Origin of the sequence: Micromonospora wenchangensis (genome assembly GCF_002210435.1) — a bacterium.
GTDB lineage: Bacteria > Actinomycetota > Actinomycetes > Mycobacteriales > Micromonosporaceae > Micromonospora > Micromonospora wenchangensis.
The window spans coordinates 14,225-39,432 of sequence record NZ_MZMV01000032.1; the positions used below are offsets into that span (position 1 = coordinate 14,225).

A 25,208-nucleotide genomic window follows, 5' to 3' on the forward strand; every position below is an offset into this window, starting at 1 on the left:
GCCCCGCCCCCGCCGGGCACCGGTGTCGCCGACCCCGCGCGCGGGCTCCCTCACCACATCCACAGGAGAGAACCATGATCCTTCGCCAGCGCCGTACGGCGTGGTGGATCTCCGCGGTCGCCGCGACGGCGCTCACCACCGCCGGCGCGGTGGTCACCGCGAACGCGGCCCAGGCCGCCGCCGGCTGCCGGGTCGACTACACGGTGGCCAGCCAGTGGTCCGGCGGCTTCACCGCGAACGTCACGCTCACCAACCTCGGTGACCCGATCAGCTCCTGGGCGGCCACCTGGTCGTTCACCGCCGGGCAGCGCGTCGACCAGGGCTGGAACGCCACGTTCAGCCAGAGCGGCAGCACCGTCAACGCGGCGAACGCCGACTACAACGGCGCCGTCGGCACCAACGGCACGGTCACGTTCGGCTTCAACGGCACCTGGACCGGCAGCAACCCGACCCCGACGGGCTTCGCGGTCAACGGGGTGGCCTGCGGCGGCACCACCCCCACCACCGCTCCCCCGACCACGGCACCGCCCACCACTCCGCCCCCGACCACCGCACCACCGACCACCCCGCCACCCACCACGCCCCCGCCGACCACCCCGCCACCCACGACCCCGCCGCCGAGCGGCAGCACCCTGTACGTGGCGACCAACGGCAGCGCCGGTGCGGCCGGCACCCAGGCGAACCCGACCACCCTCGCCTCTGCCGTCACCCGCATCCCCGCCGGCGGGACGATCTACGTGCGGGCCGGGACCTACCAGCTCGCCCAGACCGTCAGCATCGAGCCGGGCAACAACGGCACCGCGAGCGCCCGCAAGAAGCTGTTCGCCTACCCGGGCGAGAAACCGGTGCTGAACTTCTCGGCGATGAGCGAGGACCCGGCCAACCGGGGGCTCGCCCTCAACGGGTCGTACTGGCACGTCCAGGGCCTGATCGTGGAGCGGGCCGGCGACAACGGAATCTTCGTCGGCGGCAGCAACAACATCATCGAGCGGACGGTGACCCGGTTCAACCGGGACAGCGGGCTCCAGCTCTCCCGGATCGCCTCCAGCACCCCCCGCGACCAGTGGCCGTCGAACAACCTGGTGCTCAGCGCCGAGTCGCACGACAACGCCGACTCCGACGGTGAGGACGCCGACGGCTTCGCCGCGAAACTCACCGTCGGCACCGGCAACGTCTTCCGGTACGCGGTGTCCCACAACAACATCGACGACGGCTGGGACCTCTACACCAAGACCGACACCGGCCCGATCGGCCCGGTGACCATCGAGGACTCCCTGGCCTACAACAACGGGACGCTCAGCAACGGCACCCAGAACGGCAACGGCGACCGCAACGGCTACAAGCTCGGCGGCGAGGACATCGGGGTCAACCACATCGTGCGGCGCAACATCGCCTTCCGCAACGGCAAGCACGGCTTCACCTACAACCGCAACCTCGGCTCGATGACCGTCTCGAACAACCTCGGCATCGACAACACCGAGCGCAACTTCTCGTTCGACGGCGGCACCTCGGTGTTCCGGAACAACACCTCGTGCCGCAGCGGCAGCGGCTCGAACGACAAGATCGTCGGCAACAGCGACAGCTCCAACCAGTTCTGGACCGGCAGCAACGGCTCGCGCTGCGCGTCGTACACCGGGGCCATCGGGTGGTCCTTCGCCAGCGACGGGCGGCTCGTGGTGACCCTCGGCGGCCGGCAGGTCACCCTGTAACCGCCGGTATCCGTCGGGTGGCCCGGCCGGTCGGACCGGCCGGGCCACCACCCCGGGCAGCCCCGGTCGACGCGACAGGCTCGGGCGGCGGCCCACCGGCTACGGGAGGCGCGGGCCGGGGCCGGGCACCCGGAGGGCGGCCCGGTCACCGGGTGAGGCCGACCAGCGTGGCCAGTCGCGCGACACCGGCCACGGTGGGCCGGCCCCGGGCGATCTCGGCGATCACCGCACGCGCCGCCGGTCGGCACCGCACCTCGGCCGGCGCGATGCCGTCCGCGTCGACCAGCACCCGACCGGCCCCGAACAGGTCACCGACCTGGAGGTACGCCCGCGCGGCGTCGACCAGGTAGGCGGCCCGGTACTCGGCCGGCAGCAGCCGCCACCCCTCCCGACGGATCACCTGCTCGTGCCGGTAGACAGCCTCCCCACCGTCGCCCACCTCGACAGCCGCCACCACCCGGGCCAGCTCGACCACGACCGGCCCGAAGCAGATCCGGTGGGGATCGTCACCACCCCCGACCCGGGTGGCGATCTCCGCAGTCAGGTCGATCAGCTCGTCGGCCCGATGGGTGTCGCCGTGCTCGGCGGCGGCAAGGGCGGCCTGGAGCAGCAGCGTCCCGCAGAGCGCCTGCCGCGCCACCGTGGCGTCGCGTACCGGCCTCGGGGCGACGCGACGCGCGGCGGCCACGGTCGCCGCGAGCGCCAACTGACCACGGCTCAGGGCGCGCAGCGCCTGCCCCACCGCCACGGCCGCCGTCCCCGCCAGTACCGGATCATCGCCCGCCACGGCCATCGCCCGGTCGGCGGCCAGCCAGCCGAGGTCTGCCTCGCCGAGCTTCACCAGCACCGCCGAGGCGACCCGGTACGTCTGCACCAACAGCTCCGCCGCACCCTCGGGTGCTGTCGCGTACCGGCTCCGCACGGCGTCGAGCAACCCCGGCAGCGTCCGCACCACCTGCGCGTAATGCGCGTGCTGGTAGGTCAGCCAGGCGTGCTCGACGTGCCGTCGCAGTTCCGCCGATGACACCACCCCGGCAGCGACGTGGTAGCGGGCGAGGGCGGCCCGCAACCCGTCCACCCCGTCCCCTTCACCGACCCGCGCCGACGACGGCAGCCGGGTCCCGAGCAGTACCGCGGGGTCGACCCGCAACACCTCGGCGATCTCCTGGATCACCGAGTACCGGTCCAGCGCCCGGACCCCGCGTTCGACCTTGTCCACCCAGCTCTTCGACTTGCCGAGCCGGTCCGCGAGCATCTGTTGGGTCATCCTCCGCCGCACCCGCCAGCGCGCCACCCGCCGCCCGACCGGCAGGTCGTCAGCGCCCACGCCGCCACCGCCGATCCGGCACGGCGCGCGTCGTGTCCTCGACGGGTATCCGCTCCGCCTCGGCCAGCGCGAGAATGCGACGCTTGGCGGCCTCGTGCTCGGCGGCCTCGGCCTGCTCTCCCCGACTCGCGATCCGCTCATTCCCCTGCTCACGCATATCCGCCTCCGTCGACACTCCGGGGGCCTTCGCCGGCTCCCCTGATGGGCTCAGCGAAGTCGACCGCTGGTCGACCGACCAGATGACGAGCTGTGTGCGCGATTGCGCCGCCCCTACCCCGGGTTGCGCGGGCTTGCGTGGGTCCCTGTCACGCCAGTTCTCCCTCTACGCTCGTCGCTGGTAGTAGCCAGTCGACTCCCGGGGGTAGATGAATGGCGCGGTCGGTAACGAACAAGGCTCTTGATGCCCTGCTGTTCGCCGCTGGCTACGGCAATGCGCATGCCGCATTCGCCCGCCAGGTCAACCATGCGGGCCGGGCTCAGGGCATCTGGCGTTACGACGCGGCCAGCGTCTACTGGTGGCTTCGTGGACGTCGGCCAGCTGAGCACGTGCAGATCGCGATGGCGGAGACGATCGCCCGGAAGCTCAGCCGTCCCGTGGAGATTTCGGAACTCGGATTCGTCGGCACCGATCTCGCGGATGCCGCCTATCCCTCGACTGCCGGCGGTGCCATCGATGCTGCCGGACGGCTCTGGACGCTCCTCGCCCATCGGGTCAACTCACCGATCGGAGGGGTGTTCCACAGCGGAGCGGCGCTACAGGCCGCGTTCGCTTGGCGGTACGACCTTCCCGACCCACAGGTGACCCGCGATGGGCGACCGTCGTTGACGGCGGCCGACATTCAACCGCTGCACCTCCTCGCCGGACACTTCGCCGACCTCGATCGACGCCACGGCGGCGGCTCCCCGCACACCCGCGCACTCATGGCCGATCTCCTCGCCCGGCAGGTAATTCCCATGTTGCATGGCGCCTATGCAGATGCTGTCGGGCGTGATCTCATGCGCGCCACCGCGGCGCTCTGCGGCCAGCTCGCCTTCATGTCCTACGACGCAGGTGAACACGGCATCGCCCAGCATCACGTCACCATCGCGCTACGACTCGCCAAGGCCGCAGATGACCGCCTCTACGGTGCACATCTCCTGGCAAACCTCGCCACTCAGGCGACTTATCTCGGGAGTACCCGGGACGCCGCCCGACTCGCGGAGGCAGCCGTCGAGGGGGCAGGCCGCGCCCCCGCTGCGGTCCGAGCCCGGCTCTACACCACGGCAGCCAGCGCATACGGCCGTTCCGGGGAGAGACGCGCCTGTCGAGCAGCGCTCGCCAAGGCAGAGCGGGCTGTCGATCGGATGCGGAAGGACGAAAGCCCACAATGGGTGAGCTACTTCAGCCCGGCCCACCTCGCGGGTGCCACCCTGAAGTGCCTCAGCGACCTACGCCTGCACCGGCAAGCACTACGGCACGCGTCCGACGCGGTCACCCTCGCCAGCCCGAATGCCCGGACGCGCGCATTACACAGCGCCCTGATCGCGCTGACCCATGCTCAGGCCGGAGACATCGAAGCAGCCTGTACCTGGGGCCGGGAGGCTGCACGACACGCGTCGCAGGTTAGCTCTGCCCGGGTGACGCAGCGCGTCCAGGAACTCACCGCCGTGTTGAACCCCCACCGAGCGATGGCCGACGTCCACGACCTCCTCAGCACGCTCGCACCCGTACCGTCATCGCGCCCGCACCCGGGGCCGTTGAAGTAACGCAAGCTCGCATCGACACCTCCGGCTAACGTCACACACGTGACGTGGACGGAGCCCAGCACCTGGTATGCGAACCTGCCCGCCTTCCATGCCGCCACGGCCGCCTTCATCACCGACGCGGTGGGCGATGTGCTCCTCGTCAAGCCCACCTACCGCGATCACTGGGCCTTCCCGGGCGGGTACGTGGAACAGGACGAGTACCCGCACCAGGCATGTGCCCGCGAAGCCCGGGAAGAACTCGGCATCGCCGTGGCGGTGGGTGAGCTACTTGTCGTGGACTGGGCACCCCCGGCCGGGCAACGGCCGCGTGCCCTCGTCCACTTCACCTTCGACTGTGGGACCGTCACCCGACACGACGGTTTCACCCTGCCGAGGCAGGAGATCGAAGACGCTGGTTTCTTCGCACCTGACGAAGCCCAACAACGCCTTCCCGGCAACGTCGCCCCACGGGTGGGTGCCGCGATTCGCGCACGAACCCGTCGTACCCCGATCTACCTCGCCGACGGCGGAACCGCTGCACGGCAATGCCGGCAGGATTGATCTACCCGAGACCTTCCCGACCTTTTCCTGCCTGCTGTGGGCCGGCGTGAGCGGCCGGGTCTGGAGCCTCATCGTGGCTTCCGCCGCGCTCAGAGCGCCACGATCGCCGCCGTCTCCGCCGGCAGCTCGACCCGGTCGCGCATCACCGTGACGCCCTCCCCGGTGGTGAGCAGCACCCGGCGGGCCACCCCGGGCAGGGTGACCCGCTGCGGCCGGCCGGCAAGGTTCGCCACCACCAGGCACTCGCCCCGGCGAACCACCAGGAACTGGTCGCCGTGGCGTACCTGCATGCGGTGCAGCCGGGGGTCGGACAGGTCGGCCCGGTTCTTGCGCAGCGCGATCAGCCGCCGGTAGAACTCGTACATCTCGCGGTGTTCGGGTTTGTCCAGCTCGGCCCAGTCGAGCCGGGAGCGGAGGAAGGTCTGCGGGTCCTGCGGGTCGGGCACGTCACCCGGCGGCCAGCCGTGCGCGGCGAACTCCCGCCGCCGGCCGGTGGCCACCGCCGCCGCCAGCTCCGGCTCCGGGTGACTGGTGAAGAACTGCCACGGGGTGCTGGCCGCCCACTCCTCCCCCATGAACAGCATCGGGGTGAAGGGCGCGGTCAGCAGCAGCATCGCCCCGACCCGCAGCAGCGCGGGCGACAGCCCGGCGGAGATCCGGTCGCCGGTGGCCCGGTTGCCGACCTGGTCGTGGTTCTGCAGGTACGCAACGAACCGGTGCCCGGGGACGGTGTGCCGGTCCACCGGGCGGCCGTGGGTGCGGTTGCGGAAGCTGGACCAGGTGCCGGCGTGGAAGAACGCCCCGGTCAGCACGTCGGTCAGGCACTCCAGCGAGCCGAAGTCGCCGTAGTAGCCCTGCCGTTCCCCGGTGAGCAGGGTGTGCAGGGCGTGGTGGGCGTCGTCGTTCCACTGCGCGTGCAGGCCGTAGCCGCCGGCCTCCCGGGCGGTGATCAGCCGGGGGTCGTTGAGGTCGGACTCGGCGATCAGCGACAGCGGGCGGCCCAGGTGGGTGGCGAGCGAATCCACCTCGACCGCCAGCTGCTCCAGCAGGTGGGTGGCCCGGGTGTCGGGCATCGCGTGCACGGCGTCGAGCCGCAGGCCGTCGACGTGGTAGTCGCGCAGCCACATCAGCACCGAGTCGATGATGTAGCGGCGCACCCCGTCGGAGTGCGGGCCGTCCAGGTTGACCGTGCGGCCCCACGGGTTGCTCTGCTCGCTCAGGTACGGCGCGAAGTTCGGCGCGTAGGCCCCGGAGGGCCCGAAATGGTTGTAGACGACGTCGAGGATCACCCCCAGACCCTTGGCGTGGGCGGCGTCGACAAGCCGTTTCAGCCCGTCCGGCCCGCCGTAGGGTTCGTGCGGGGCGAACCAGCAGACCCCGTCGTAGCCCCAGTTGTGCTCGCCGTTGAAGGCGTTGACCGGGAGCAACTCGATCAGGTCGACGCCGAGGTCGACCAGGTGGTCGAGGCGGTCGATCGCCGCGTCGAAGGTGCCCTGCGGGGTGAACGTGCCGATGTGCAGCTCGTAGAGGATGCTGCCGGACAGTTGCCGGCCGGTCCAGCCCTGGTCGGTCCAATCGAAGGCGGCGTGGTCGTAGCGCCGGCTAGGCCCGTGCACCCCGGCCGGCTGCCACGCCGAACGCGGGTCGGGCAGCGGGGTGTCCTCGTCATCGAGCAGGAACGCGTAGTCGGTGCCGGGGCCGGCGTCGGGCACCTCGACCCGCCACCACCCGTCCGGCCCGGCCCGCATGTCATGGTCGGCGACGCCGGGCAGACGCAGCCGGAGCCGGGCGACGTCGGGCGCCCAGACGGTGAACTCGGTCATGCGGCAGCCTCCGCGGGGTCGGTGGGAGCCAGCAGGGCGGTGGGCGCGAGCACGGCGGTGGGCGCGAGCAGGGCCACCGGATAGGTGTCCAGCAGATCATGAAGGAGCAGCTCAGACCCACTGTAGACCTGGCCGGTGAACACGTCGGTAACACTGTTGCCGGGCATCGACAGGCGGGTGTCGCGCCAGCCGCCGTCGCGGGCCAGCCCCACCGGCAGCCGGGTGGCCACCGCGACCGCCCCACCCCGGTCGAAGGCGACCACGTGCGCGGCGGCCGGCCCGTGCGCGGCGACCGGCCGGTAACCGTCGAACAGCTCCGGGTGGTCGCGGCGCAGCCGCAGCGTGCGGGAGACCACCAGCAGCTTGGCCGCGCCGTCGGCGGCCACCGCCGGCTGCCAGCCGGCATCGAGCCGGGCCAGCAGCTCCCGGCGTACGGCGAAGTCGACCGGGCGGCGGTTGTCCGGGTCGACCAGGGAGTTCTCCCACAGCTCGGTGCCCTGGTAGGTGTCGGGCACCCCGGGCATGGCGAGCTGCACCAGCTTCTGCCCGAGCGCGTTGGACCAGCCGGCCGGGGTGACCGCGTCGACGAACCCGGTGATCTCCGCGTGCAGTTGCGGGTCGTCGTACATCCGGTCGACCAGGTCGTGCAGGTCGCGTTCGAAGGTCGGGTCGGGGTCGGCCCAGCTCGTCGACACCGACGCCTCCCGGGCCGCCTTCTCCACGTACGCGTGCAGCCGCTCCCGGTCGATCGGCCAGGCGCCCACTGCGGTCTGCCACACCAGGTGGGCGAACGCCGGATCGGCCAGCGGCACGCGGGCCGTCCAGTCGCCGACCTGCTCCGCCCAGCGGGCCGGCAGCTCGGCGAGCACGGCGAGCCGGGCCCGGACGTCCTCACCGCGCTTGGTGTCGTGGGTCGACAGCGTGGTCATGCCCGTCGGCCAGCGGACCTGCCTGGCGGCGGCGAACCGGTGGAACTCCGCCGGGGGCACCCCGAAGTGGGCGGGTGAGCCGCCGACCTCGTTCAGCGCCACGAACCGGCTCCACCGGTAGTAGGCGGTGTCCTCCACCCCCTTGGCCATCACCGCGCCGGTGAGCTGCGGGAACCGGGCGGCCAGCTCGTGCCCGGGACGCCGCAGCAGGGCGGTCACCGCGTCGAGGGTGGCGGTGAGGTCGGGTCGGCGGCGGCCCGCCTCGGCACGGGCGGCGGCCAGGTGCCGGGCCCCGTGCGGCGGGTAGCCGCGGTAGACCGGGAAGCAGGCGGCCAGCTCCGCCAGGGCTGCCCGGGTGGCGTCGGGGTCGAGGTCGGGGGCGAGGGCGGCGAGCCGGCCCAGTTCGGCGGCGAGCAGCCGGGTGGCGGCCGCCAGCTTGGTGGCGTGGGTGAGATCCTGCCAGGACGTGTGGTGACCGGTGAGCCGGGCGTCGAGGGCGGTGAAGTCGCCCTCGGCCCGCCCGTCGACGAACAGCCCGCAGACCGCGGCCAGCGCGTCGTAGCCGGTGGTGCCGTCGACCGGCCAGTCGGGCAGCTCCTCGCCGTACTCCAGGATCTTCTCCACCACCAGCCAGGCGTGCGGGGCGGCGGCGCGCAACCGGGCCAGGTAGCCGGCCGGGTCGCGCAGGCCGTCGGGGTGGTCGACGCGGATGCCGTCGACCTCACCGGCGGCCACCCAGCGCAGCACCTCGGCGTGGGTGGCGTCGAAGACCGCCGGGTCCTCCACCCGCAGCCCGGCCAGGTCGGACACGGCGAAGAACCGGCGGTACGTCAGCTCGGTGTCGCCGCGCCGCCAAGAGACCAGCTCGTAGTGCTGCCGGTCGTGCACCTCGCGGGGGCTGCCGTCGCCGGTGCCGTCGGCGACCGGGAACCGGTGCTCGTGGTAGCGCAGCTCCCCGTCGACCAGCTTGAGGTCGTCGACGGCGTCGGGGCTGTCGGCGAGCACCGGCAGCAGCAGCCGGCCCCGCTCCCAGTCGATGTCGAACCAGTCGGCGTACGCCGACGCCCGGCCCCGGCGCAGCACGTCCCACCAGGCCGGGTTCGCCGCCGGCTGGGCGACCCCGGCATGGTTGGGCACGATGTCGACGACCAGGCCGAGCCCGGCCGCCCGCGACGCCCGGACCAGCCGCTGCCGGCCGGCCTCCCCGCCCAGCTCCGGGTTGGTGGCGCGGTGGTCGACCACGTCGTAGCCGTGCGCGGAGCCGGGGGTGGCGGTGAGCAGGGGCGCGGTGTAGAGGTGGGTGACGCCCAGGTCGGCGAGCCAGTCGGCCAGCGCGGCGGTGGTGTCGAGGTCGAACCCGGGTCGGACCTGGACGCGGTAGGTCGACCCGACCGTCGCCGTCGAGTCGGGTCGGGGCTGTGCGGGCATGTCAGACCGTCCTCTCCAGGACCACCAGGGAGCGGTCCGGCACGCAGACCGTGCCGCCCGCCTCGACCACCGTCGGCTTCTCCGGTTCCGGTTCCGCGGTGCTGATCACCAGCTCCCAGCGCTGGCCGAACTCCGCGCCGGGCAGGGTGAAGTCCAGCGGCGCGTCGTGGGCGTTGAAGCAGAGCACGAACGAGGAGTCGCGGTGCCGCTGACCGTACTGGCCGCGTTCGGGGATGCCGTCGCCGTTGACGAACAGGGCCACCGAACGGCCGAAGTCGTTGCCCCAGTCCTCGCCGGTCATCTCCCGGCCGTCGGGGGTGTACCAGGCCAGGTCCGGCAGCCCCGCCTCGGCGTTGCGCCCGCCGACGGGCAGGCCGGTGAAGAACCGGCGGCGGCGGAACACCTGGTGCCGGTTGCGGAAGTCGGTGAGCCGCCTGACGAAGTCGAGCAGTTCGTCGTCGGCGTGCTCCCAGTCCACCCAGGCCAGCTCGCTGTCCTGGCAGTAGGCGTTGTTGTTGCCGCGTTGGGTGCGGCCCAGCTCGTCGCCGTGGCCGATCATCGGCACGCCCTGGGAGAGCATCAGGGTGGCCAGGAAGTTGCGCCGCTGCCGGGCCCGTAGCGCGGTGACGCCCGGGTCGTCGGTCTCCCCCTCGACGCCGCAGTTCCACGACCGGTTGTGGCCCTCGCCGTCCCGGTTCTCCTCGCCGTTGGCCTCGTTGTGCTTGTCGTTGTACGACACCAGGTCGTTGAGGGTGAACCCGTCGTGGCAGGTGACGAAGTTGATGCTGTGGAAGGGGCGGCGGCCGTCGTCCTGGTAGAGGTCGGCCGAGCCGGAGATGCGGGACGCGAACTCGGCCAGGGTGGCCGGCTCGCCGCGCCAGAAGTCGCGCACCGTGTCGCGGTACTTGCCGTTCCACTCCGTCCACAGGGGCGGGAAGTTGCCGACCTGGTAGCCGCCGGGGCCGACGTCCCACGGCTCGGCGATCAGCTTCACCTGGCTGACCACCGGGTCCTGCTGCACCACCTCGAAGAAGGTGGACAGCCGGTCGACCTCGTAGAACTCGCGGGCCAGGGTGGCGGCGAGGTCGAAGCGGAACCCGTCGACGTGCATCTCGGTCACCCAGTACCGCAGCGAATCCATGATCAGTTGGAGGGAGTGCGGGCTGCGCACGTTGAGGCTGTTGCCGGTGCCGGTGTAGTCGACGAAGTAGCGGCGGTCCTCTTCGGACAGCCGGTAGTAGCTGGGGGCGTCGACGCCCTTGAAGCTCAGCGTGGGGCCCAGGTGGTTGCCCTCGGCGGTGTGGTTGTAGACCACGTCGAGGATGACCTCGATGCCGGCGGCGTGCAGCGCCTTGACCATGCCCCGGAACTCCTGCACCTGCTGGCCGAGGCGGCCCAGCGCCGAGTAGCCGTGGTGCGGGGCGAAGAAGCCGATGCTGTTGTAGCCCCAGTAGTTGCGCAGGCCCAGGTCGGCCAGCCGGTGGTCATGCACGAACTCGTGCACCGGCATCAGCTCGATCGCGGTCACCCCGAGCTGCCGGAAGTAGTCGATCATCACCGGGGAGGCGATCGCCGCGTAGGTGCCGCGCAGCTCCTCCGGGATGCCGGGGTGGCGCATGGTCAGCCCGCGCACGTGCGCCTCGTAGATCACCGAGTGGTGGTACGGGGTGCGCGGCGGCCGGTCGTTGCCCCAGTCGAAGTACGGGTTCACCACCACCGACTTGGGCATGAACGGGGCCGAGTCGGTCTGCGACATCCGGTCCGGGTCGCCGCCCAGCTCGTAGTCGTAGACCGCCGCGTCCCAGGTGACCTCCCCGTCGACCGCCTTGGCGTACGGGTCGAGCAGCAGCTTGTGCGGGTTGCACCGGACCCCGTTGGCCGGGTCGTACGGGCCGTGGACCCGGTAGCCGTACCGCTGGCCCGGCTCGATCCCGGGGATGTACGCGTGCCAGACGTACGCGTCGACCTCACGCAGCTCCACCCGACGCTCGGCGCCGGTGTCCCACTCGTCGAAGAGGCACAACTCGATCTTCTCGGCGACCTCCGAGAAGATCGCGAAGTTGGTGCCCATCCCGTCATAGGTGGCGCCCAAGGGGTAACGCTCACCCGGCCAGACCTGCATGTCGCTCCTTAGGCCCATGATCATGAGCACACCGGCCGGGTCGGAGACCGCCGGTGCGCACGCCACTGATGCCCCGCGGCCGGTCCGGCCAACCCACCCGTTCGGACGACGCCCGACATCCGCCCGTCCGAGGGGTCACGCACCGTCGGGTGTCGTCCGTCACGATAGGCCCTTTCGAGATGCGCCGGGCCGCGTGATGCCCTTTGCTTGACGCGGACGCGCCCGCGTGGGTGGGTCCGCCCTCGGCCCCGGCCATCCCACCACCATCCCTTCCGCCGTCATCGTTGCCGGCGCGACCCTGTGTGCACGGACGGAGATCGATGTGACCACCCTGCGGGTCGACGACCAGTTCGCGACCGCTGTGGACCGGACCTGCCGGCCCACCCCCACCTCCCGGCCCCAGGTCCCCCAGCAGGGCGGCGGCTCCGGCGTGCCCCCGCGCACCCGGCGCATCCTGATGCTGTCCTGGGAGTACCCGCCGGTGCTGGTGGGCGGGCTCGGCCGGCACGTGCACGCCCTGTCGGTGGCGCTGGCCGCCGCCGGGCACGAGGTCACCGTGGTCACCCGGCACACCGACGGCGCCCCGCTGGAGGAGTACGCCGACGGCGTGCGGATCGTCCGGGCGGCCGAGGACCCGGTGACCTTCCCGCTGGCCACCGACTCGTTGCTGGCCTGGACGATGGCGTTCAACCACACCCTGACCCGGGCCGCGCTGCGGGCCGCCGAGTCCGGCGCGTACGACGTGATCCACGCCCACGACTGGCTGGTCGCGCACACCGCCATGACGCTGCGCGCGCACCTGGACGTGCCGCTGGTCAGCACCATCCACGCCACCGAGGCCGGCCGGCACCAGGGCTGGCTGCCGGGCGAGATGAACCGCACCATCCACGGGGTGGAGCAGTGGCTGGCCGCCGAGTCCGGCCGGGTGATCGTCTGCTCCGGGTACATGCGCGACGAGGTCAACGCGCTGTTCGACGTGCCGATCGGCCGGGTCGACGTGGTGCCCAACGGGGTCGAGCCGCACCGGTGGAAGGTGCCGGCCTCGGCGGTCACCTCGGCCCGCGCCCGGTTCGCCGGGGACGGCCCGCTGGTCACCTTCGCCGGCCGGCTGGTCTACGAGAAGGGCGTCCAGCACCTGCTCGCCGGCCTGCCCCGGCTGCGTGAGCGGCACCCCGGCCTGCGCGCGGTGATCGTCGGTGACGGGCCGTACAAGGCCCAACTGGAGGCCGAGGTGCACCGGCTCGGGCTGGGCGGCACGGTCGCCATGCCGGGCTTCCTCGGCGGCACCGACCTGCCGGCCGTGATGGCCGCCTCGGACTGCTTCGCGGTGCCCAGCATCTACGAGCCGTTCGGGATGGTCGCCCTGGAGGGGGCGGCGGCCGGCGCGCCGCTCGCGGTCGCCGAGACCGGCGGGCTGGCCGAGATCGTCGAGCCGGGGGTGACCGGGGTGACCTTCGCCCCGGAGGACCCGGCCGACCTCACCGAGGCCGTGCACGCGCTGCTGTCGGACCGGGAGCGTGCCCGGGTGCTCGCCCGCCGGGCCCGCGCCATGGTCCACGAGCAGTACGGCTGGTCGGCGATCGCCCAGCGCACCGCGACGGCGTACGCCTCGGCGATCGCCGGGGACGCCGCGTTCACCGCGCAGCGTGCCGAGCAGCGGATGGCCACCGGCCGGGTCACCGCCCCGATCCCGGCGGGCAACCTGCTCGTCGCCGCCGGCCTGCGCTGACACCGCAGCGTCCACGACGAAGGCCGCCGACCCCGCTGCGGGGTCGGCGGCCTTCGTCGTGACCGGGGTCAGCGCTGCGCGATCGCGGTGAACTCCCGCTCGGGCGCACCGGTGTAGATCTGCCGGGGCCGGCCGATCTTCGTCTCCGGGTCGCTGATCATCTCGCGCCACTGGGCGATCCAGCCGGGCAGCCGGCCGAGCGCGAACAGCACCGTGAACATCTTCGTCGGGAAGCCCATGGCCTTGTAGATCAGGCCGGTGTAGAAGTCCACGTTCGGGTAGAGCCGGCGGGACACGAAGAAGTCGTCGGCGAGCGCGATCTCCTCCAGCTGCATGGCCAGGTCCAGCAGCGGGTCCGGCTTGGCCATCCGGTTGAGCACGTCCTGGGCGGCCTTCTTGACGATGGCGGCCCGCGGGTCGTAGTTCTTGTAGACCCGGTGGCCGAAGCCCATCAGCTTCACGCCGTCCTGCTTGTCCTTGACCTTGCGGACGAAGGACGCGACGTCGCCGCCGTCGGCCTCGATCTTCTCCAGCATCTCCAGCACCGCCTGGTTCGCCCCGCCGTGCAGCGGGCCGAACAGGGCGTTCACCCCGGCCGAGACCGAGGCGAAGAGGTTGGCGTTGCTGGAGCCGACCAGCCGGACGGTGGAGGTGGAGCAGTTCTGCTCGTGGTCGGCGTGCAGGACGAACAGCATGTCCAGCACCCGGGCCACCACCGGGTCGACCTCGTACGGCTCGGCCGGTACGCCGAAGGTCATCCGCAGGAAGTTGTCCACGTAGCCCAGCGAGTTGTCCGGGTACAGCAGCGGCTGACCGATGGACTTCTTGTAGGCGTACGAGGCGATGGTGGGGACCTTCGCCATCAGCCGGACCGTGGACATCTCCACGTGTTCGGAGTCGAACGGGTCCAGGCTGTCCTGGTAGAAGGTGGAGATGGCGCTGACCGCCGAGGACAGCACGGCCATCGGGTGGGCGTCCCGGGGGAAGCCGTCGAAGAACCGGCGCATCTCCTCGTGCAGCAGGGAGTGCCGCCGGATCCGCTCGCTGAACTCGCCCAACTGCTGCTGGGTCGGCAGCTCGCCGTAGATGAGCAGGTACGAGACCTCCAGGAAGGAGGACTTCTCGGCCAGCTGGTCGATCGGGTAGCCGCGGTACCTCAGGATGCCCGCGTCACCGTCGATGTAGGTGATCGCGGAAGAACAGGACGCGGTGTTCACGAAACCGGGGTCGTATGTTGTCATCCCGGTTTCCTTGAGCAACTTACTGACCCCGATGCCCGCAGGGCCCTCGACCGCGCCCTGCACCGGCATCGAAAGCTGCCCACCGGGGTGGTCGAGCTTCACTTCCGTCATGTGGTTCCTCGCTTCGCCGGCGAATCTTCGTTGAATTGCCTTCGCTTTTACCGTAATCGCGGTCGCGGGGATACCGCCCGCCGTGGTTCTGCGGTGAGGTATGCGTCACCCGTTTCCCGACCCGGCGGCGCGGAAACCCGCCCCGGCGCGGGCGGGTCACCCGCGACCGGACACCCGGAACGACACGGCGGAAAGCGGCGAAAGCCGACGAAAGCTCAGGAAAGGTTCAACCGGCGCAGCGTGTCGCCGGCACCCACCCGGTAGATGTCCAACCGGTTCGCGCCGGCCCGGAACAGATGGTCGTCGGGGAGGAACGCGGCGAACCGGCGGCCCCCCTTGTCCTGGGGCACCACCGGGACGACCGCACCGATCCGGCCGTTGACCGCGACCGCGAGCAGCGTGCCGTCCGGCACCTCCCGGGGCACGGTGCCCCACACCAGGGCCGGCAGCTCCCCCGCCGCCGGATCGACGTGGTCGAACGCGCCCAGGTGCGCCACCGAGGCGGTGCCACCCGACGGCGTCTCCCCCACCGTCGTGCCGACCAGCGGGTGGGGGGCGGGCGGCACGGGGCGGGCGGGCACCCCGCCGGGAAGGACCACCCGCTCACCGGGCCGGTCGTAGAAGAACTTCTCGGTCCGCTCCCGGGGCGGCTGCTGCGCCGAACGCCCGTCGAGCGGCCACGGGACCCGCACGTGCACCTCGTCGGCGATGGTGGGCAGCAGGTCCACGTGCTCCCAGTTGCGGTCGTCGACCCGACCGGCGCGCTGGCCGGGCTCCTTGACGAACATCGGCACCCAGGCCACCTCGCCGGGGGCGTGCTCGATGGCACCCATCCCCCGTCCCTGCCAGTCCCGGGTGAAACTCACCCCGTGGTCGGCGGTGAGCACGACCAGCGACCTGTCGTACAGGCCGCTGGCGCGCAGCGTCCGCAGCGTCTCGCCGACCAGCCGGTCGGTGTACCCCAGCTGGGCCAGGTGCCGGGACCGGGCCAGGTCCGTCCAGCCCGCGCCGTCGTTGGGCAGGTCGTCAGGCGCGTCGTAACGCGCCCCGGACGGCAGGTACGCCCACGGCGCGTGCGGCATCAGCAGGTGCAGGAAGTGCAGGGTCGGCCGGTCGGACGGGCGCAGCCCGGCCAGGAAACTGGTGAACCGGGCCGGCTGGTTGTCGTTCAGGCTGTCCCAGCGGAACTTCGGGTCGGCGGGGACCGGCTCGGCGGCGTCCAGGCCCACCTCGGCGGCGGTCTGCTCCCGGTAGGACTCCTCCGGGTCGATGCGGCTGTCCACCGGGGCGGCGATCCGGCCCAGCAGCGCGCCGCTCTCCCGCACCAGCACGCCGAGCCCCTGCTCGGGGGCGACCGGCTGGTCACAGCGGCTGGGTGGGCAGAGCCGGGTGATGCTCTCCTGCGCGCGGATGTCGTACAGGCCGCCGAGGGCGGTGAAGAGGTTGTCCGGGTACTGCGAGTAGTGCGGGGCCGACGGGGTCGACGGGTACCGCCCGGTCAGCATCGCCGGCAGCGCGTACGGCGTCCACCCGCTGACCCCGGTGGCGTTGCGGTACCAGGTCGACCCGCCGGCCAGCTCGGCGAAGTTCGGGTAGCGGGTCGCGTCGATCCGCCCGTCCGGGCCGAGCAGCGACACCAGCGGCAACTCGTCGAGGACGATCATGACGACCGGCGGGTGGGAGCCCGGCCCGGCCACCCCGTCGACGCCCGCGTGCGCGCGGGGCAGCACCACCGCCGAGGCCGGCGAGGCGAACAGGAACAACCCGACGAAGACGAGCGGCCCGAGGGCCGCCACCCGCAACACCCGGCCGAGCACCGACCAGCGCCGGTACGCCACCGCCCCACCGGCCCCGACCAGCACCGCCAGCACCAGCAGCGGTACGCCCCGCAGCGGCGTCGCGTGCCGGCCCACCTGCACCGCCAGCGCGGCGAGCAGCAGCCCGACGACCGCCGTGTGGGCAACCGCCCGGACCCGGACGCCGGCCAACCGGGTCGCCGCCCCGAGCAGCACCACCGCCGCTGCGGGCGCCAGCGCGACCACCGCCACCAGCGCGAGGACGTCCCCGCTGGTGGCCCGGTGGAACAGGAAGAAGTCGGGGCTGCGCCCGAGCACGTCGAGCAGGGGCTGGGTGACCACCAGGCCGACCAGGGCCACCACCTCGAATGCCCGGCGCAACTCCACCCGCCACCCGGCCGGGGCGGGCGCGCCGTCCGGCACCTGCGGCGCGGCGGGTGCCGGCCGCCGGACCGACGTACCGGTGAGGGCCGGCTCAGCCACCCACCACCGCCTGGTAGAGCGTCCGGGTGCCGCAGGGCAGTTCCTGCCGGCGTTCGATGCGACAGTGGGCGGCGAGCAGCCGGGCGAACTCGTCGCGGTGGTAGTCGGGGAAGAGACCTGCGGGTTTGTTCGCCAACAGCCGCCGCGCCATCGGGTCCTGCGGGTGGACGAACTCCACCACCAGTCGTCCGCCGGGCCGGACGTAGCCGACCAGTTGCCCGACCACCTCGGCCAGCGGCACGTTACGGCCGATCGCCAGATGGTGCACCACGGCGAGGGCGAGCACCACGTCGGCGTGGGCCCGGTCGGCGAACCCGGCCCGTTCGACGCCCCGCCAGCCGCCGCCGGGCGACGGGTCGGCGAGGTCCATCACCAGCGGCAGGATGCGCCGGTCGCCCTCGGCCCGCAGCGCCCGGTAGAGGGCGTCCACCACGGCCGGGTCCTGCTCGACGGCGACCACCCGGGCGGCGTGCCGGGCGGCGATCCGCGCATACCGGCCGTCGTTGGCGCCGAGGTCGAGCACCAGCCCGGCGGCCACGCCCGCCACCGCCGCCTCGACGAAGCTCTCCTTGGCCGCCCGGTCCGCCGTGGTATAGCCGCAGGTGCGCTGGTAGTCGACCCAGTGGCCGCCGTCGACCCGGCGGTCCAGCCGGCGCACCAACCGCGCCAACCGGCGCACGGTGGCCAGCGCCAGGTCCCGGGAGTAGCCGGCGTCGCGCAGTTGGGCGGCGACGGCGCTGCTGCTGGCCCCGGCGTGCCGGGCCTGCATCGCGCCGTGCAGGTGCACATGCGTCGGCACCCCGGGCAGCAGCCGACGGACGCCCCGGAACAGCGGGCGCAACTGGTCGGCCTCGATGCCGTCGACCCGGGCCCGCAGCCAGGGCTGGAAGTCCACGCCGAGGTGGGCCTGGAGCAGGAGCGGGTAGAGCAGGGTCTGGCAGAACTGCCGGTAGCCGGCCCACGGTTCGCCCTCGGTCAGCGGCGCGAACGACCCGACGTCGATGAAGACCGGGGTGGCACCGCGCCACTGCAGGTTGTAGGCCGACCCGTCCTTGGTGGTGAACCCCGCATCGAGGGCCCGGTGCAGGATCTCCAGGTGCAGCAGGGCGGCGTCCCGCAACATGCCGAACGACCACTCGTAGGGGTGCGAGACGAACGGGATGCGCTCGTGCCGCAGCACCGTCGTCCACCCGGTGTGCGGCAGCGTCGCCGGGTCGACCGGGGCGGTGCCGCAGACCTTGCCCTCGGCGAGCAGCGCCGCGAAGAACTCGCTGCCGGCGAGCGCCTGCCAGTCGGCGGCGCTCTGCGGGCCGAGGCCACGCAGCACCTGGTCGCCCAGGTGGAAGACCCGGTTGGCGGGGTCGCGGAAGGAACCGGGTTCCGGCCGGATGCGCAGGTCGGTGGCGGTCATCGGTACGCCCACCGGTCAGTTGCCGGCGGGCTGGCGCGGCTGCCGGTCGGCCCGGGGGTCCTCGGCAGGTGCCGTGGCGGGCCGGTCGGTCGCGGTGGCAGGTCGGTCGGGCGCGGTGGTCCCGGCCGGGCCGCCGGGCCGCTCGGACGGGGAAGCCTCGGCGGGCTCGCGCCGGAACCGGGCCGTCACCCGCCGCCAGTAGAGCTTCGCGGCGACCGCTGCGCCCGCCGCTCCGCCGACCACCGCCTGCACGATCAGGCTGCCGGACCCTGCGTCCAGGTAGGCCAGGTGCATCATCGGCCCGTTCCCTTCCCTCGCCGTCATGGACCGCCCACAGGTACGCCCGATGGGGCTTTTGCACCTGAAAGACGGATTGCTCCCCTGACACCGTACGTCGTCCGGTCCGGCCACGAGGGGCACATGGTTTCCTCGGCCCGGTCCGTTCCGTTCAAGACCCCGGGGCGACGCCCGTCCTACCCTGGCCACATGACGCCCCGCTTCGATCTCATCGGCACCGCGGTCAACGACATGGCCCGTACCCTGGACTTCTACCGCCGGCTCGGGCTGGACATCCCCGCCCGGGCCGACCACGAGGACCACGTCGAGGTCACCCTGCCCGGTGGGCTGCGGCTGGCCTGGGACACCGTGACGATGCTGCGCGGCTTCCACCCCGAGTGGACGCCGCCCAGCGGCAGCCCGCGCGCCAGCCTCGCCTTCCTGTGCGCCGACCCGGCCGAGGTGGACCGGTACTGGACCGCGCTCACCGAGGCGGGTTTCCACGGCGAGGTCGCCCCGTGGGACGCGTTCTGGGGCCAGCGGTACGCCATCCTGCACGACCCGGACGGCAACGGCGTGGACCTCTTCGCCCCCATCGACGCCGCGTCCGCCGCCGGCACGCCCGACACCGCGTCCCCCGAACCGAGCTGACCCGCCGGCCACCCCTTCCCGGGCAGAGACCTGGCCGACCCACCCGGGCGTGGCGTCGGCTCTCCGCCCCCTGGAGGCGGACCCGTCCGGTGGTGCCCGCCGCCGCCTGGCGGCACGGGGGCCGTTCGGCGGGTGTGCCGTGCAGTGACCGCGCCACGCGGCGGACGGGTGACGGCTGACCAGGCCCGGGAGGGGCGGCGTCAGGATCAGGAGCCGGTGGTGGGTGCGGGCCCTTCCGAGCTGATGACGCCAGCGATTCACCGCGACAGAGGACCGGGCCGGTCCGGGGCCGCCCCGGCGAGGGGCACCGGGGAGCGGATGACGGCCGCCCCCGGGCCAGGTGGGTGATGCGTTGACGTCATCAGCTCGAAAGGGCCCGCACCGCACGACCACGCCGCCCTCGCCACGCCCAGCGTGACCGGCGACGGGTGGGGTGTACCGAGGTGGCCGGGGTCGGACCGATCGTCACGTCGTCGCACGGCGGGCGGCGGACCTCAGGACCACCGCGCACCTCAAAACCACCGCGCACCTCGGGACCACCGCGAACCTCGGAACCACAGGGGAACCCGACCGCTGCGGGGTGGCGCGGGTGGTCAGTTGGCGAGCAGGGTGGTCGGTGGGACGCCGGCCAGGTCCCGGACGTCGCGGGTGAGGTGGGCCTGGTCGGCGTAGCCGGTACGGGCGGCCACCTCGGCCAGTCCGACACCCCGGCGGGCCAGCGCCAGGGCGCGGTGCAGCCGCAGGATGCGGGCGAGGGTCTTGGGGCCGTACCCGAAGAGGGTCCGGCTGCGCCGGTGCAGGACGCGCGGGCCGAGGCCGACCTCGGCGGCGGTCGCGGTGACCGTGGCCCCGGCGGCGAGCAGTGCGGCCACCCGGGGGCCGAGCGGTTCGACGCCACCTCCCCGGGCGAGCCGGTCCGCGGCGACCGCGGCCAGGGCGGCGGCGGTGGGCGACGCGCCGAGCTGCTCGGCGAGCCGGACGGCGTCACGGCCCCAGAGGGCGTCGAGGGGCACCCGGCTGTCCCGTAGCTCGTCGGCGGGGACGCCGAAGACCGCCGGGCCAACCCCGGGCGGCAACCGGACGCCACGCCACCGTTCCCCGGGTGCCGACACGCTGAGCTGCGCGGTGCGGTCCGGGCCGGCGACCAGCAGCCCCGACCGGCTGGACCAGAGCAGGTCGAGACAGCCGTCGGGCAGCACCCGGGTCGGCGGGGCGTCCGGGCGGCTCTCGCTCGCCCAGAGCACCGCGCCGTCGATCACCCCGGCGGGCCGTTCCCGGTACACGGTCCCAGCCTGCCACGCCGCCGGCCGGCCCACGCGACGCGACACCGCGGCGGCCCGGGAACCGGACGACGACGGACACCGCAACAGGCGCGACATCCGTGCGTCATCGGCCGGGCAACCAATCCATAACTTCCACGGGTTCACGTTCTCGCAGCTCTTGTGCAGGGCGAACGTTTGTGCAACTGTCATCACCTCGATTGAGCAATCGTTTGCGCAAAGGGGGTGTGGCCGGTGCGGATCGCGGTTCTGGCAACCGGTGGGACGATCGCGTCGCGGTGGGACCCCGACGAGGGCCTGGCCGTGACCGACTCCGTCACGGACCTGCTGAAGAACGTCCCCGGCACGACCGACGCGGAGATCCACGGCTTCGACCTGTCCTGCCGGCCGAGCTTCACGCTCTCCCTGGACGACATGCTGGCCACCGTCCGGGCGGTGCGGGCCAAACTCGCCGACGGGTTCGCCGGCGTGGTCGTCACCCACGGCACCGACACGCTGGAGGAGGCCGCCTACCTGACCGGGCAGTTCACCGGGCCCGACGCCCGGGTCGTGCTGACCGGGGCGCAGCGCGGCGCCGACGAGCCCGACTCCGACGCCGGGCGCAACCTCGCCGACGCGATCCGGGTGGTCACCGCACCCCGGCCGCTCGGCGCGGCGACGGTCATGGGCGGCGTCGCGTACGCCGCGGTGGAGAGCCGCAAGGTGCACACCTCGGCGGTCTCCGCGTTCTCCGGCGGCACGGCCGGCGTGCTGGCCCTCGTCGACCCGGACGGCGTGCTGCGGGTCTCCACCGCCGCCCGGGGCGGCCACTACGCGCACCTGCCGATCCCCGCCCGGCTGCCCCGGGTGGACCTGGTCAAGCTCGTCGCGGGCGCGGACGGCACCCACCTGCGCGCGTCGCTGCACGCCGGTGCCGCCGGCATCGTGGTCGAGGCGTTCGGCGCCGGCAACGCCCCACCCGCGGTCGCCGAGGCCATCGCGGAGGCCGGCCGACGCGGCGTACCCGTGGTCATCACCAGCCGGACCGGGGCGGGCCGGGTCCGCCCGGTCTACGCCGGCGGCGGGGCGACCCTCGCCCGCGCCGGCGCGCTCTTCGCCGGTGACCTCACCGGCACCCAGGCCCGGGTCGCGTTGGCCCTCGCCCTGGCCGTCGAAGAACCCGGCGCCGTGCCGGAAGCCCTGCGCACCATGGTGGAAGGACGTCGCGCGTGAAGACCGAAGCAGTGACCATGAACGGGTACGGCGGCACCGAGACGCTCACCCTCACCGAGGTCGACCTGCCCGAACCCGGCCCCGACGAGGTCCTGCTGCGGGTGCTCGCGGTCGCCGTCAACCACCTCGACGCCGACCTGCGCAGCGGGGTGTCCCGGATGCCGCTGCGGCTGCCGCACGTGCTCGGCCGCGAGGTCGTCGGCGTGGTGGAACGGCTCGGCTCCCGGGTCACCGGCCGGGCCCCGGGCGACCGCGTGCTGGTGCTGCCCAACACGCCCTGCGAGAGCTGCCCCCGCTGCCTGACCGGGCGGGCCAACCTCTGCCCGAACGCCGACATGCCCGGCATCACCAGGTGGGGCGGGTACGCCCGGCACGCGGTGGCCCCGGCGCGCGGCCTGCTGGACATCGGCGACCTCGACCCGGTGGTCGCCGCCGCCACCCCGATCTCCTTCGGCACCGCCTGGCGCACCCTGTACTCCATCGGCCGGCTCGCCCCCGGCGAGTGGGTGCTCGCCCCGGGTGCCGCCGGTGGGCTCGGGCACGCGGTGGTGCAGCTCGCCAAGCTCGGCGGCGCCCGGGTGGTCGGCCTGATCGGCGACCCGGCGAAGGCCGACTTCGTCTCCTCGCTCGGCGCGGACGCGGTGCTGAGCACCCGCGACCCGGACTGGGCCGCCGAGGCCCGGAAGGTCACCGGGGGCGCGGGTTTCGACGTGATCGTCGAACACATCGGCGGCGACGTCTTCGAGGCCGCGCTGGGCGCCCTCGCCCCCACCGGCCGGCTGATCGTCGGCGGCGGCCACGCCGGGGAGCATCCGCACCTCGACCTCATCGAGACCTTCCGCAACGAGTACGAGCTGCGCGGCTCACGCAGCCAGCGTCCCGACGAGATCGCCCGGGTGCTGGGCCTGGTCGCGGCGGGACAGCTCACCCCCCGGGTCGACGCGGTCCTGTCGTTGGCCGACGCCGGCCGGGCCCACCAGGCGCTCGCCGACCGGCGGGTGCTCGGCAAGCAGGTGATCACGCCGTGACCGGGCACCGGCGGTCCGACGCCCGCGACGACGTGCTGGCCACGCTCGTCGCCGGTGCCGTCGAGGCCGCCGACACGCTGCTGGCCACCGGCACCGGACAGGTGCTGGTGCGGCAGGTGGCGGCCCGGCTGACCGCCAACGCCGTCGCGGCCCGCGGGCACCTGCCCGCCGGGCTGGACACCGCCGGCGACCCGGACGGCCCGTGCAGCCTGCTGGCCGCGCCGGGCGGGACAAACCAGCCGGCACGGGCCGCCGCGGTGACGGCCGCGGCGATCACCGTCAGCCAGTGCGACGAGGGTCTGCGCGAATCCCGGGGGCACCCGGGGCTGCACGCGTACGCCGCCGCCCTGGCCGCCGCCGAGGTCGACGACCGCAACCTGCGGGTGTTCCTGCGGGCGCTGGCGGTCGGCTGGGAGGTGGGCGCCCGACTCGGGCTGCTGCTGGGCGCGCCCCGCCCCGGGGTGCACCCGCACGGTGGGTGGGGCGTCGGCGCGGCGGCGGCCGCCGCCGGGACCGTCGCCGGGCAGGACGCCGCCGGACTGGCCGCGACGGTGAACCTGGCGCTGACCGTGGCGCTGGCCGGGCCGGAGGCCGACACCCGGCGGGGGCACGCCGCCCACTACCTGCTGCCCGCCCTCGGCACCGCCAACGGGCTGACCGTCGCCCGGCTCGCCGACGCCGGGTTCCCGGCCACCGGCCCGGCGCTGCCCCACCTCGGCCGGACCGTCCACCAGGGCGACACCGACCGGCCGGTGGACGCCGCGCTGCTGCCCCGGCCGCTGCTGCCCGACGTCTACTTCAAGCCGGTCGGGGTGTGCGCGCACACCCTGACCGCCTGGACGGTGGCCCGCGCGATGGCCCGGGACCTGCCCGCCGACGAGGTGGCGGCGGTGACCGTGCACACCTACGCGGGGGCGGCCCTGCTCGCCGGGCGTCGTCCAGCCAACCGGCTGGCCCGCCAGTTCAGCATCCCGTGGGTGGTGGCCTGCGCGTTGCTCGGCACCGACCCGGGCGCCCCGGACGGGCCGGCGGACGACCGGCGGGCCCGCGCTGCCCGGCTCGCCGAGCGGGTGACCGTACGCCACGACCCCGGGCTGGACCAGGGGTATCCGGCGGGCCGGCCGGCGGTGGTGGAGGTGACGACCCACGGCGGAGCCCGGCTGACCGGGCGGGCCCGGTTCCACCACGGCGACCGGGAGGACCCGATGACGGCCGACGACCTGGCCGCCGTCGACGCCGCGCTGCTGCGTACCCCGGGGGTGCCGGCGGGGGCGGCCGGGCTGCTGCACGGGCTGGCCCGCGCGCCCGGGGCGACCCGACTGCGAGACCTCACCGCGCTGGTGCGCGGCGGGGCACCGAATCCGAACGGCGGTCCCCCGCCGGTTCCCGCTGGGCCCGGCCCATCAGGCAGGAAGGACACGACGACATGGTGATCAGAGTCGAACCCGGCACCGAGCGGGACTTCATCGGCTACGGCGGGGACCTGCCCCGCGTCGAGTGGCCCGGTGGCGCCCGGGTGGCGGTGAGCCTGTGCCTCAACTACGAGGAGGGCGCCGAACACAGCCTCCTCGACGGCGACAGCGTCAACGAGTGGGTCGGCGAGATCTCGTACACGCCGACCAGCGCCGAGCACCGGGACCTGTCCCAGGAGTCGGTCTACGAGTACGGCAGCCGGGCCGGGGCGTGGCGGCTGCTGCGGCTGTTCGACCGGACGCAGACCCCGGTGACCGTGTACGGCTGCGCCGAGGCGCTGGCCCGTAACCGGCCGCTGACCAGGGCATTCGTCGACGCCGGGCACGAGATCTGCTCGCACGGCCTGCGCTGGCGGGAGCCGTCGGGGATGACCGAGGACGAGGAACGCGCCGAGATCCGGCAGGCGGTGGCGACGATCACCGAGCTGTGCGGGGAACGCCCGGTCGGCTGGTACTCCCGGTACGCCCCGTCGGACCGGACCCGGCGGCTGCTGGTCGAGGAGGGCGGCTTCCGGTACGACTCCAACGCCTACAACGACGACCTGCCGTACTGGGTGCAGGTGGCGGGGCAGCGGCACCTCGTGGTGCCGTACACGCACACCTACAACGACGGCCGGTTCGCCTTCAGCCCCGGCTACGGCAACCCGACCGACTTCTTCGAGAACTGCCGGCGGGGCATCGAGTACCTGTGGGAGGAGGGCGAGACCTCCCCCAAGATGATCTCGATCGGGCTGCACGCCCGGCTGATCGGCCAGGCCGGGCGGGCCTCCGCGCTGCGTGACCTCATCGCCTGGGCGCAGGACCTGCCAGGCGTCTGGTTCGCCCGGCGGCGCGACATCGCCGACTGGTGGCACCACAACTACTCCGACCTGCCGGCCCACGGAGGACAGTGAC

Annotated in this window: 19 protein-coding genes; 9 read left to right on the forward strand and 10 right to left on the reverse strand. The window is 73.3% G+C overall.

Translation table 11 applies throughout. The annotated features are described in order from the left end of the window. The first annotated feature begins 74 nt into the window (after positions 1 to 74). Entirely contained in the window at positions 75 to 1,709 is a 1,635-nt protein-coding gene (locus B5D80_RS19075) for a cellulose-binding domain-containing protein (protein ID WP_088645248.1), read from the forward strand. 145 nt (positions 1,710 to 1,854) lie between these two features. Here B5D80_RS19075 and B5D80_RS19080 read toward each other — a convergent pair whose 3' ends face one another. Together B5D80_RS19080 and B5D80_RS34440 are read right to left on the reverse strand one after the other, a co-directional pair. Continuing rightward, positions 1,855 to 3,036 (reverse strand): helix-turn-helix domain-containing protein, encoded by a 1,182-nt coding sequence (locus B5D80_RS19080; RefSeq protein WP_245854759.1) that lies wholly within the window; start codon positions 3,034 to 3,036, stop codon positions 1,855 to 1,857. Then, positions 3,026 to 3,193 (reverse strand): hypothetical protein, encoded by a 168-nt coding sequence (locus B5D80_RS34440; RefSeq protein WP_245854761.1) that lies wholly within the window; start codon positions 3,191 to 3,193, stop codon positions 3,026 to 3,028. Before B5D80_RS34440 ends, B5D80_RS19080 begins: the two co-directional genes overlap by 11 nt. A 212-nt stretch (positions 3,194 to 3,405) precedes the next feature. On the opposite strand from B5D80_RS34440, the gene B5D80_RS19085 reads away from it, so the two are divergent. After that, positions 3,406 to 4,782: an NsdA family TPR-like regulatory protein gene (locus tag B5D80_RS19085; RefSeq protein ID WP_144081706.1), complete on the forward strand. Its 1,377-nt coding sequence runs from the start codon at positions 3,406 to 3,408 to the stop codon at positions 4,780 to 4,782. Positions 4,783 to 4,821: 39 nt separating this feature from the next. Continuing rightward, entirely contained in the window at positions 4,822 to 5,322 is a 501-nt protein-coding gene (locus B5D80_RS19090; RefSeq protein WP_088645251.1) for an NUDIX domain-containing protein, read from the forward strand. Positions 5,323 to 5,411: 89 nt separating this feature from the next. Here the strand turns inward: B5D80_RS19090 and treZ are convergent, their stop codons facing one another. The 3 genes from treZ to glgX are packed head-to-tail and all read right to left on the reverse strand — an operon-like array spanning position 5,412 to position 11,624. Then, positions 5,412 to 7,145 carry a malto-oligosyltrehalose trehalohydrolase gene (gene treZ, locus B5D80_RS19095; RefSeq protein ID WP_088645252.1) on the reverse strand — a complete coding sequence of 578 codons (1,734 nt, stop codon included), beginning with the start codon at positions 7,143 to 7,145 and terminating at the stop codon, positions 5,412 to 5,414. Next, positions 7,142 to 9,502, reverse strand: coding sequence for a malto-oligosyltrehalose synthase (gene treY / locus B5D80_RS19100; RefSeq protein ID WP_088645253.1), 2,361 nt, complete (start codon positions 9,500 to 9,502; stop codon positions 7,142 to 7,144). Before treY ends, treZ begins: the two co-directional genes overlap by 4 nt. Position 9,503: 1 nt before the next feature. Beyond that, on the reverse strand, positions 9,504 to 11,624 hold the full coding sequence (glgX, locus tag B5D80_RS19105; protein WP_088645254.1) for a glycogen debranching protein GlgX: 2,121 nt from the start codon (positions 11,622 to 11,624) through the stop codon (positions 9,504 to 9,506). A 322-nt stretch (positions 11,625 to 11,946) separates the two neighbouring features. Here glgX and B5D80_RS19110 point away from each other — a divergent pair, with 322 nt between their 5' ends. Then, a complete protein-coding gene (locus tag B5D80_RS19110) occupies positions 11,947 to 13,353 on the forward strand; it encodes a glycosyltransferase family 4 protein (protein ID WP_088645255.1) in 1,407 nt (468 codons plus the stop codon). Between the two features lie 68 nt (positions 13,354 to 13,421). On the opposite strand, the gene B5D80_RS19115 is transcribed toward B5D80_RS19110, so the two are convergent. The 4 genes from B5D80_RS19115 to B5D80_RS19130 all read right to left on the reverse strand — a co-directional run bounded on the left by B5D80_RS19115 (position 13,422) and on the right by B5D80_RS19130 (position 18,692). Further along, on the reverse strand, positions 13,422 to 14,705 hold the full coding sequence (locus B5D80_RS19115; protein ID WP_088645256.1) for a citrate synthase: 1,284 nt from the start codon (positions 14,703 to 14,705) through the stop codon (positions 13,422 to 13,424). Positions 14,706 to 14,920: 215 nt separating this feature from the next. Further along, positions 14,921 to 16,984 (reverse strand): sulfatase-like hydrolase/transferase, encoded by a 2,064-nt coding sequence (locus tag B5D80_RS19120; RefSeq protein ID WP_169733079.1) that lies wholly within the window; start codon positions 16,982 to 16,984, stop codon positions 14,921 to 14,923. After that, complete coding sequence (locus tag B5D80_RS19125; RefSeq protein ID WP_088645306.1) at positions 16,977 to 18,395, reverse strand: methyltransferase; 1,419 nt, start codon at positions 18,393 to 18,395, stop codon at positions 16,977 to 16,979. Before B5D80_RS19125 ends, B5D80_RS19120 begins: the two co-directional genes overlap by 8 nt. Positions 18,396 to 18,410: 15 nt before the next feature. Further along, entirely contained in the window at positions 18,411 to 18,692 is a 282-nt protein-coding gene (locus B5D80_RS19130; RefSeq protein ID WP_088645257.1) for a hypothetical protein, read from the reverse strand. 189 nt (positions 18,693 to 18,881) lie between these two features. Here B5D80_RS19130 and B5D80_RS19135 point away from each other — a divergent pair, with 189 nt between their 5' ends. Next, the gene (locus B5D80_RS19135; protein WP_088645258.1) at positions 18,882 to 19,322 is read left to right on the forward strand and encodes a VOC family protein; all 441 of its coding nucleotides are present in this window, start codon (positions 18,882 to 18,884) and stop codon (positions 19,320 to 19,322) included. A gap of 593 nt (positions 19,323 to 19,915) precedes the next feature. On the opposite strand, the gene B5D80_RS19140 is transcribed toward B5D80_RS19135, so the two are convergent. Then, entirely contained in the window at positions 19,916 to 20,605 is a 690-nt protein-coding gene (locus B5D80_RS19140) for a helix-turn-helix domain-containing protein (protein WP_169733080.1), read from the reverse strand. Positions 20,606 to 20,836: 231 nt separating this feature from the next. Here B5D80_RS19140 and B5D80_RS19145 point away from each other — a divergent pair, with 231 nt between their 5' ends. From B5D80_RS19145 to B5D80_RS19160, 4 genes are read left to right on the forward strand one after another with little or no spacing between them, the layout of a single operon-like run. Further along, positions 20,837 to 21,814: an asparaginase gene (locus B5D80_RS19145; protein ID WP_158224217.1), complete on the forward strand. Its 978-nt coding sequence runs from the start codon at positions 20,837 to 20,839 to the stop codon at positions 21,812 to 21,814. Beyond that, positions 21,811 to 22,842, forward strand: a complete 1,032-nt coding sequence (locus B5D80_RS19150; RefSeq protein WP_144081707.1) for a quinone oxidoreductase family protein — start codon at positions 21,811 to 21,813, stop codon at positions 22,840 to 22,842. The genes B5D80_RS19145 and B5D80_RS19150 overlap by 4 nt, the downstream gene beginning before the upstream one ends. After that, positions 22,839 to 24,275 carry an MmgE/PrpD family protein gene (locus B5D80_RS19155; RefSeq protein ID WP_088645262.1) on the forward strand — a complete coding sequence of 479 codons (1,437 nt, stop codon included), beginning with the start codon at positions 22,839 to 22,841 and terminating at the stop codon, positions 24,273 to 24,275. The genes B5D80_RS19150 and B5D80_RS19155 overlap by 4 nt, the downstream gene beginning before the upstream one ends. Beyond that, a complete protein-coding gene (locus tag B5D80_RS19160) occupies positions 24,269 to 25,207 on the forward strand; it encodes a polysaccharide deacetylase family protein (RefSeq protein WP_088645263.1) in 939 nt (312 codons plus the stop codon). Before B5D80_RS19155 ends, B5D80_RS19160 begins: the two co-directional genes overlap by 7 nt. Position 25,208: the final 1 nt, after the last annotated feature.

Coding starts and splice junctions, on each gene's coding strand:
- B5D80_RS19160 (WP_088645263.1), top strand. CDS start 24,269: ATGGTGATCAGAGTCGAACCCGGCACCGAGCGGGACTTCATCGGCTAC.
- B5D80_RS19135 (WP_088645258.1), top strand. CDS start 18,882: ATGACGCCCCGCTTCGATCTCATCGGCACCGCGGTCAACGACATGGCC.
- treZ (WP_088645252.1), bottom strand. CDS start 7,145: ATGACCGAGTTCACCGTCTGGGCGCCCGACGTCGCCCGGCTCCGGCTG.
- B5D80_RS19130 (WP_088645257.1), bottom strand. CDS start 18,692: ATGATGCACCTGGCCTACCTGGACGCAGGGTCCGGCAGCCTGATCGTG.
- B5D80_RS19125 (WP_088645306.1), bottom strand. CDS start 18,395: ATGACCGCCACCGACCTGCGCATCCGGCCGGAACCCGGTTCCTTCCGC.
- B5D80_RS34440 (WP_245854761.1), bottom strand. CDS start 3,193: ATGCGTGAGCAGGGGAATGAGCGGATCGCGAGTCGGGGAGAGCAGGCC.
- B5D80_RS19075 (WP_088645248.1), top strand. CDS start 75: ATGATCCTTCGCCAGCGCCGTACGGCGTGGTGGATCTCCGCGGTCGCC.
- B5D80_RS19115 (WP_088645256.1), bottom strand. CDS start 14,705: ATGACGGAAGTGAAGCTCGACCACCCCGGTGGGCAGCTTTCGATGCCG.
- B5D80_RS19085 (WP_144081706.1), top strand. CDS start 3,406: ATGGCGCGGTCGGTAACGAACAAGGCTCTTGATGCCCTGCTGTTCGCC.
- glgX (WP_088645254.1), bottom strand. CDS start 11,624: ATGCAGGTCTGGCCGGGTGAGCGTTACCCCTTGGGCGCCACCTATGAC.
- treY (WP_088645253.1), bottom strand. CDS start 9,502: ATGCCCGCACAGCCCCGACCCGACTCGACGGCGACGGTCGGGTCGACC.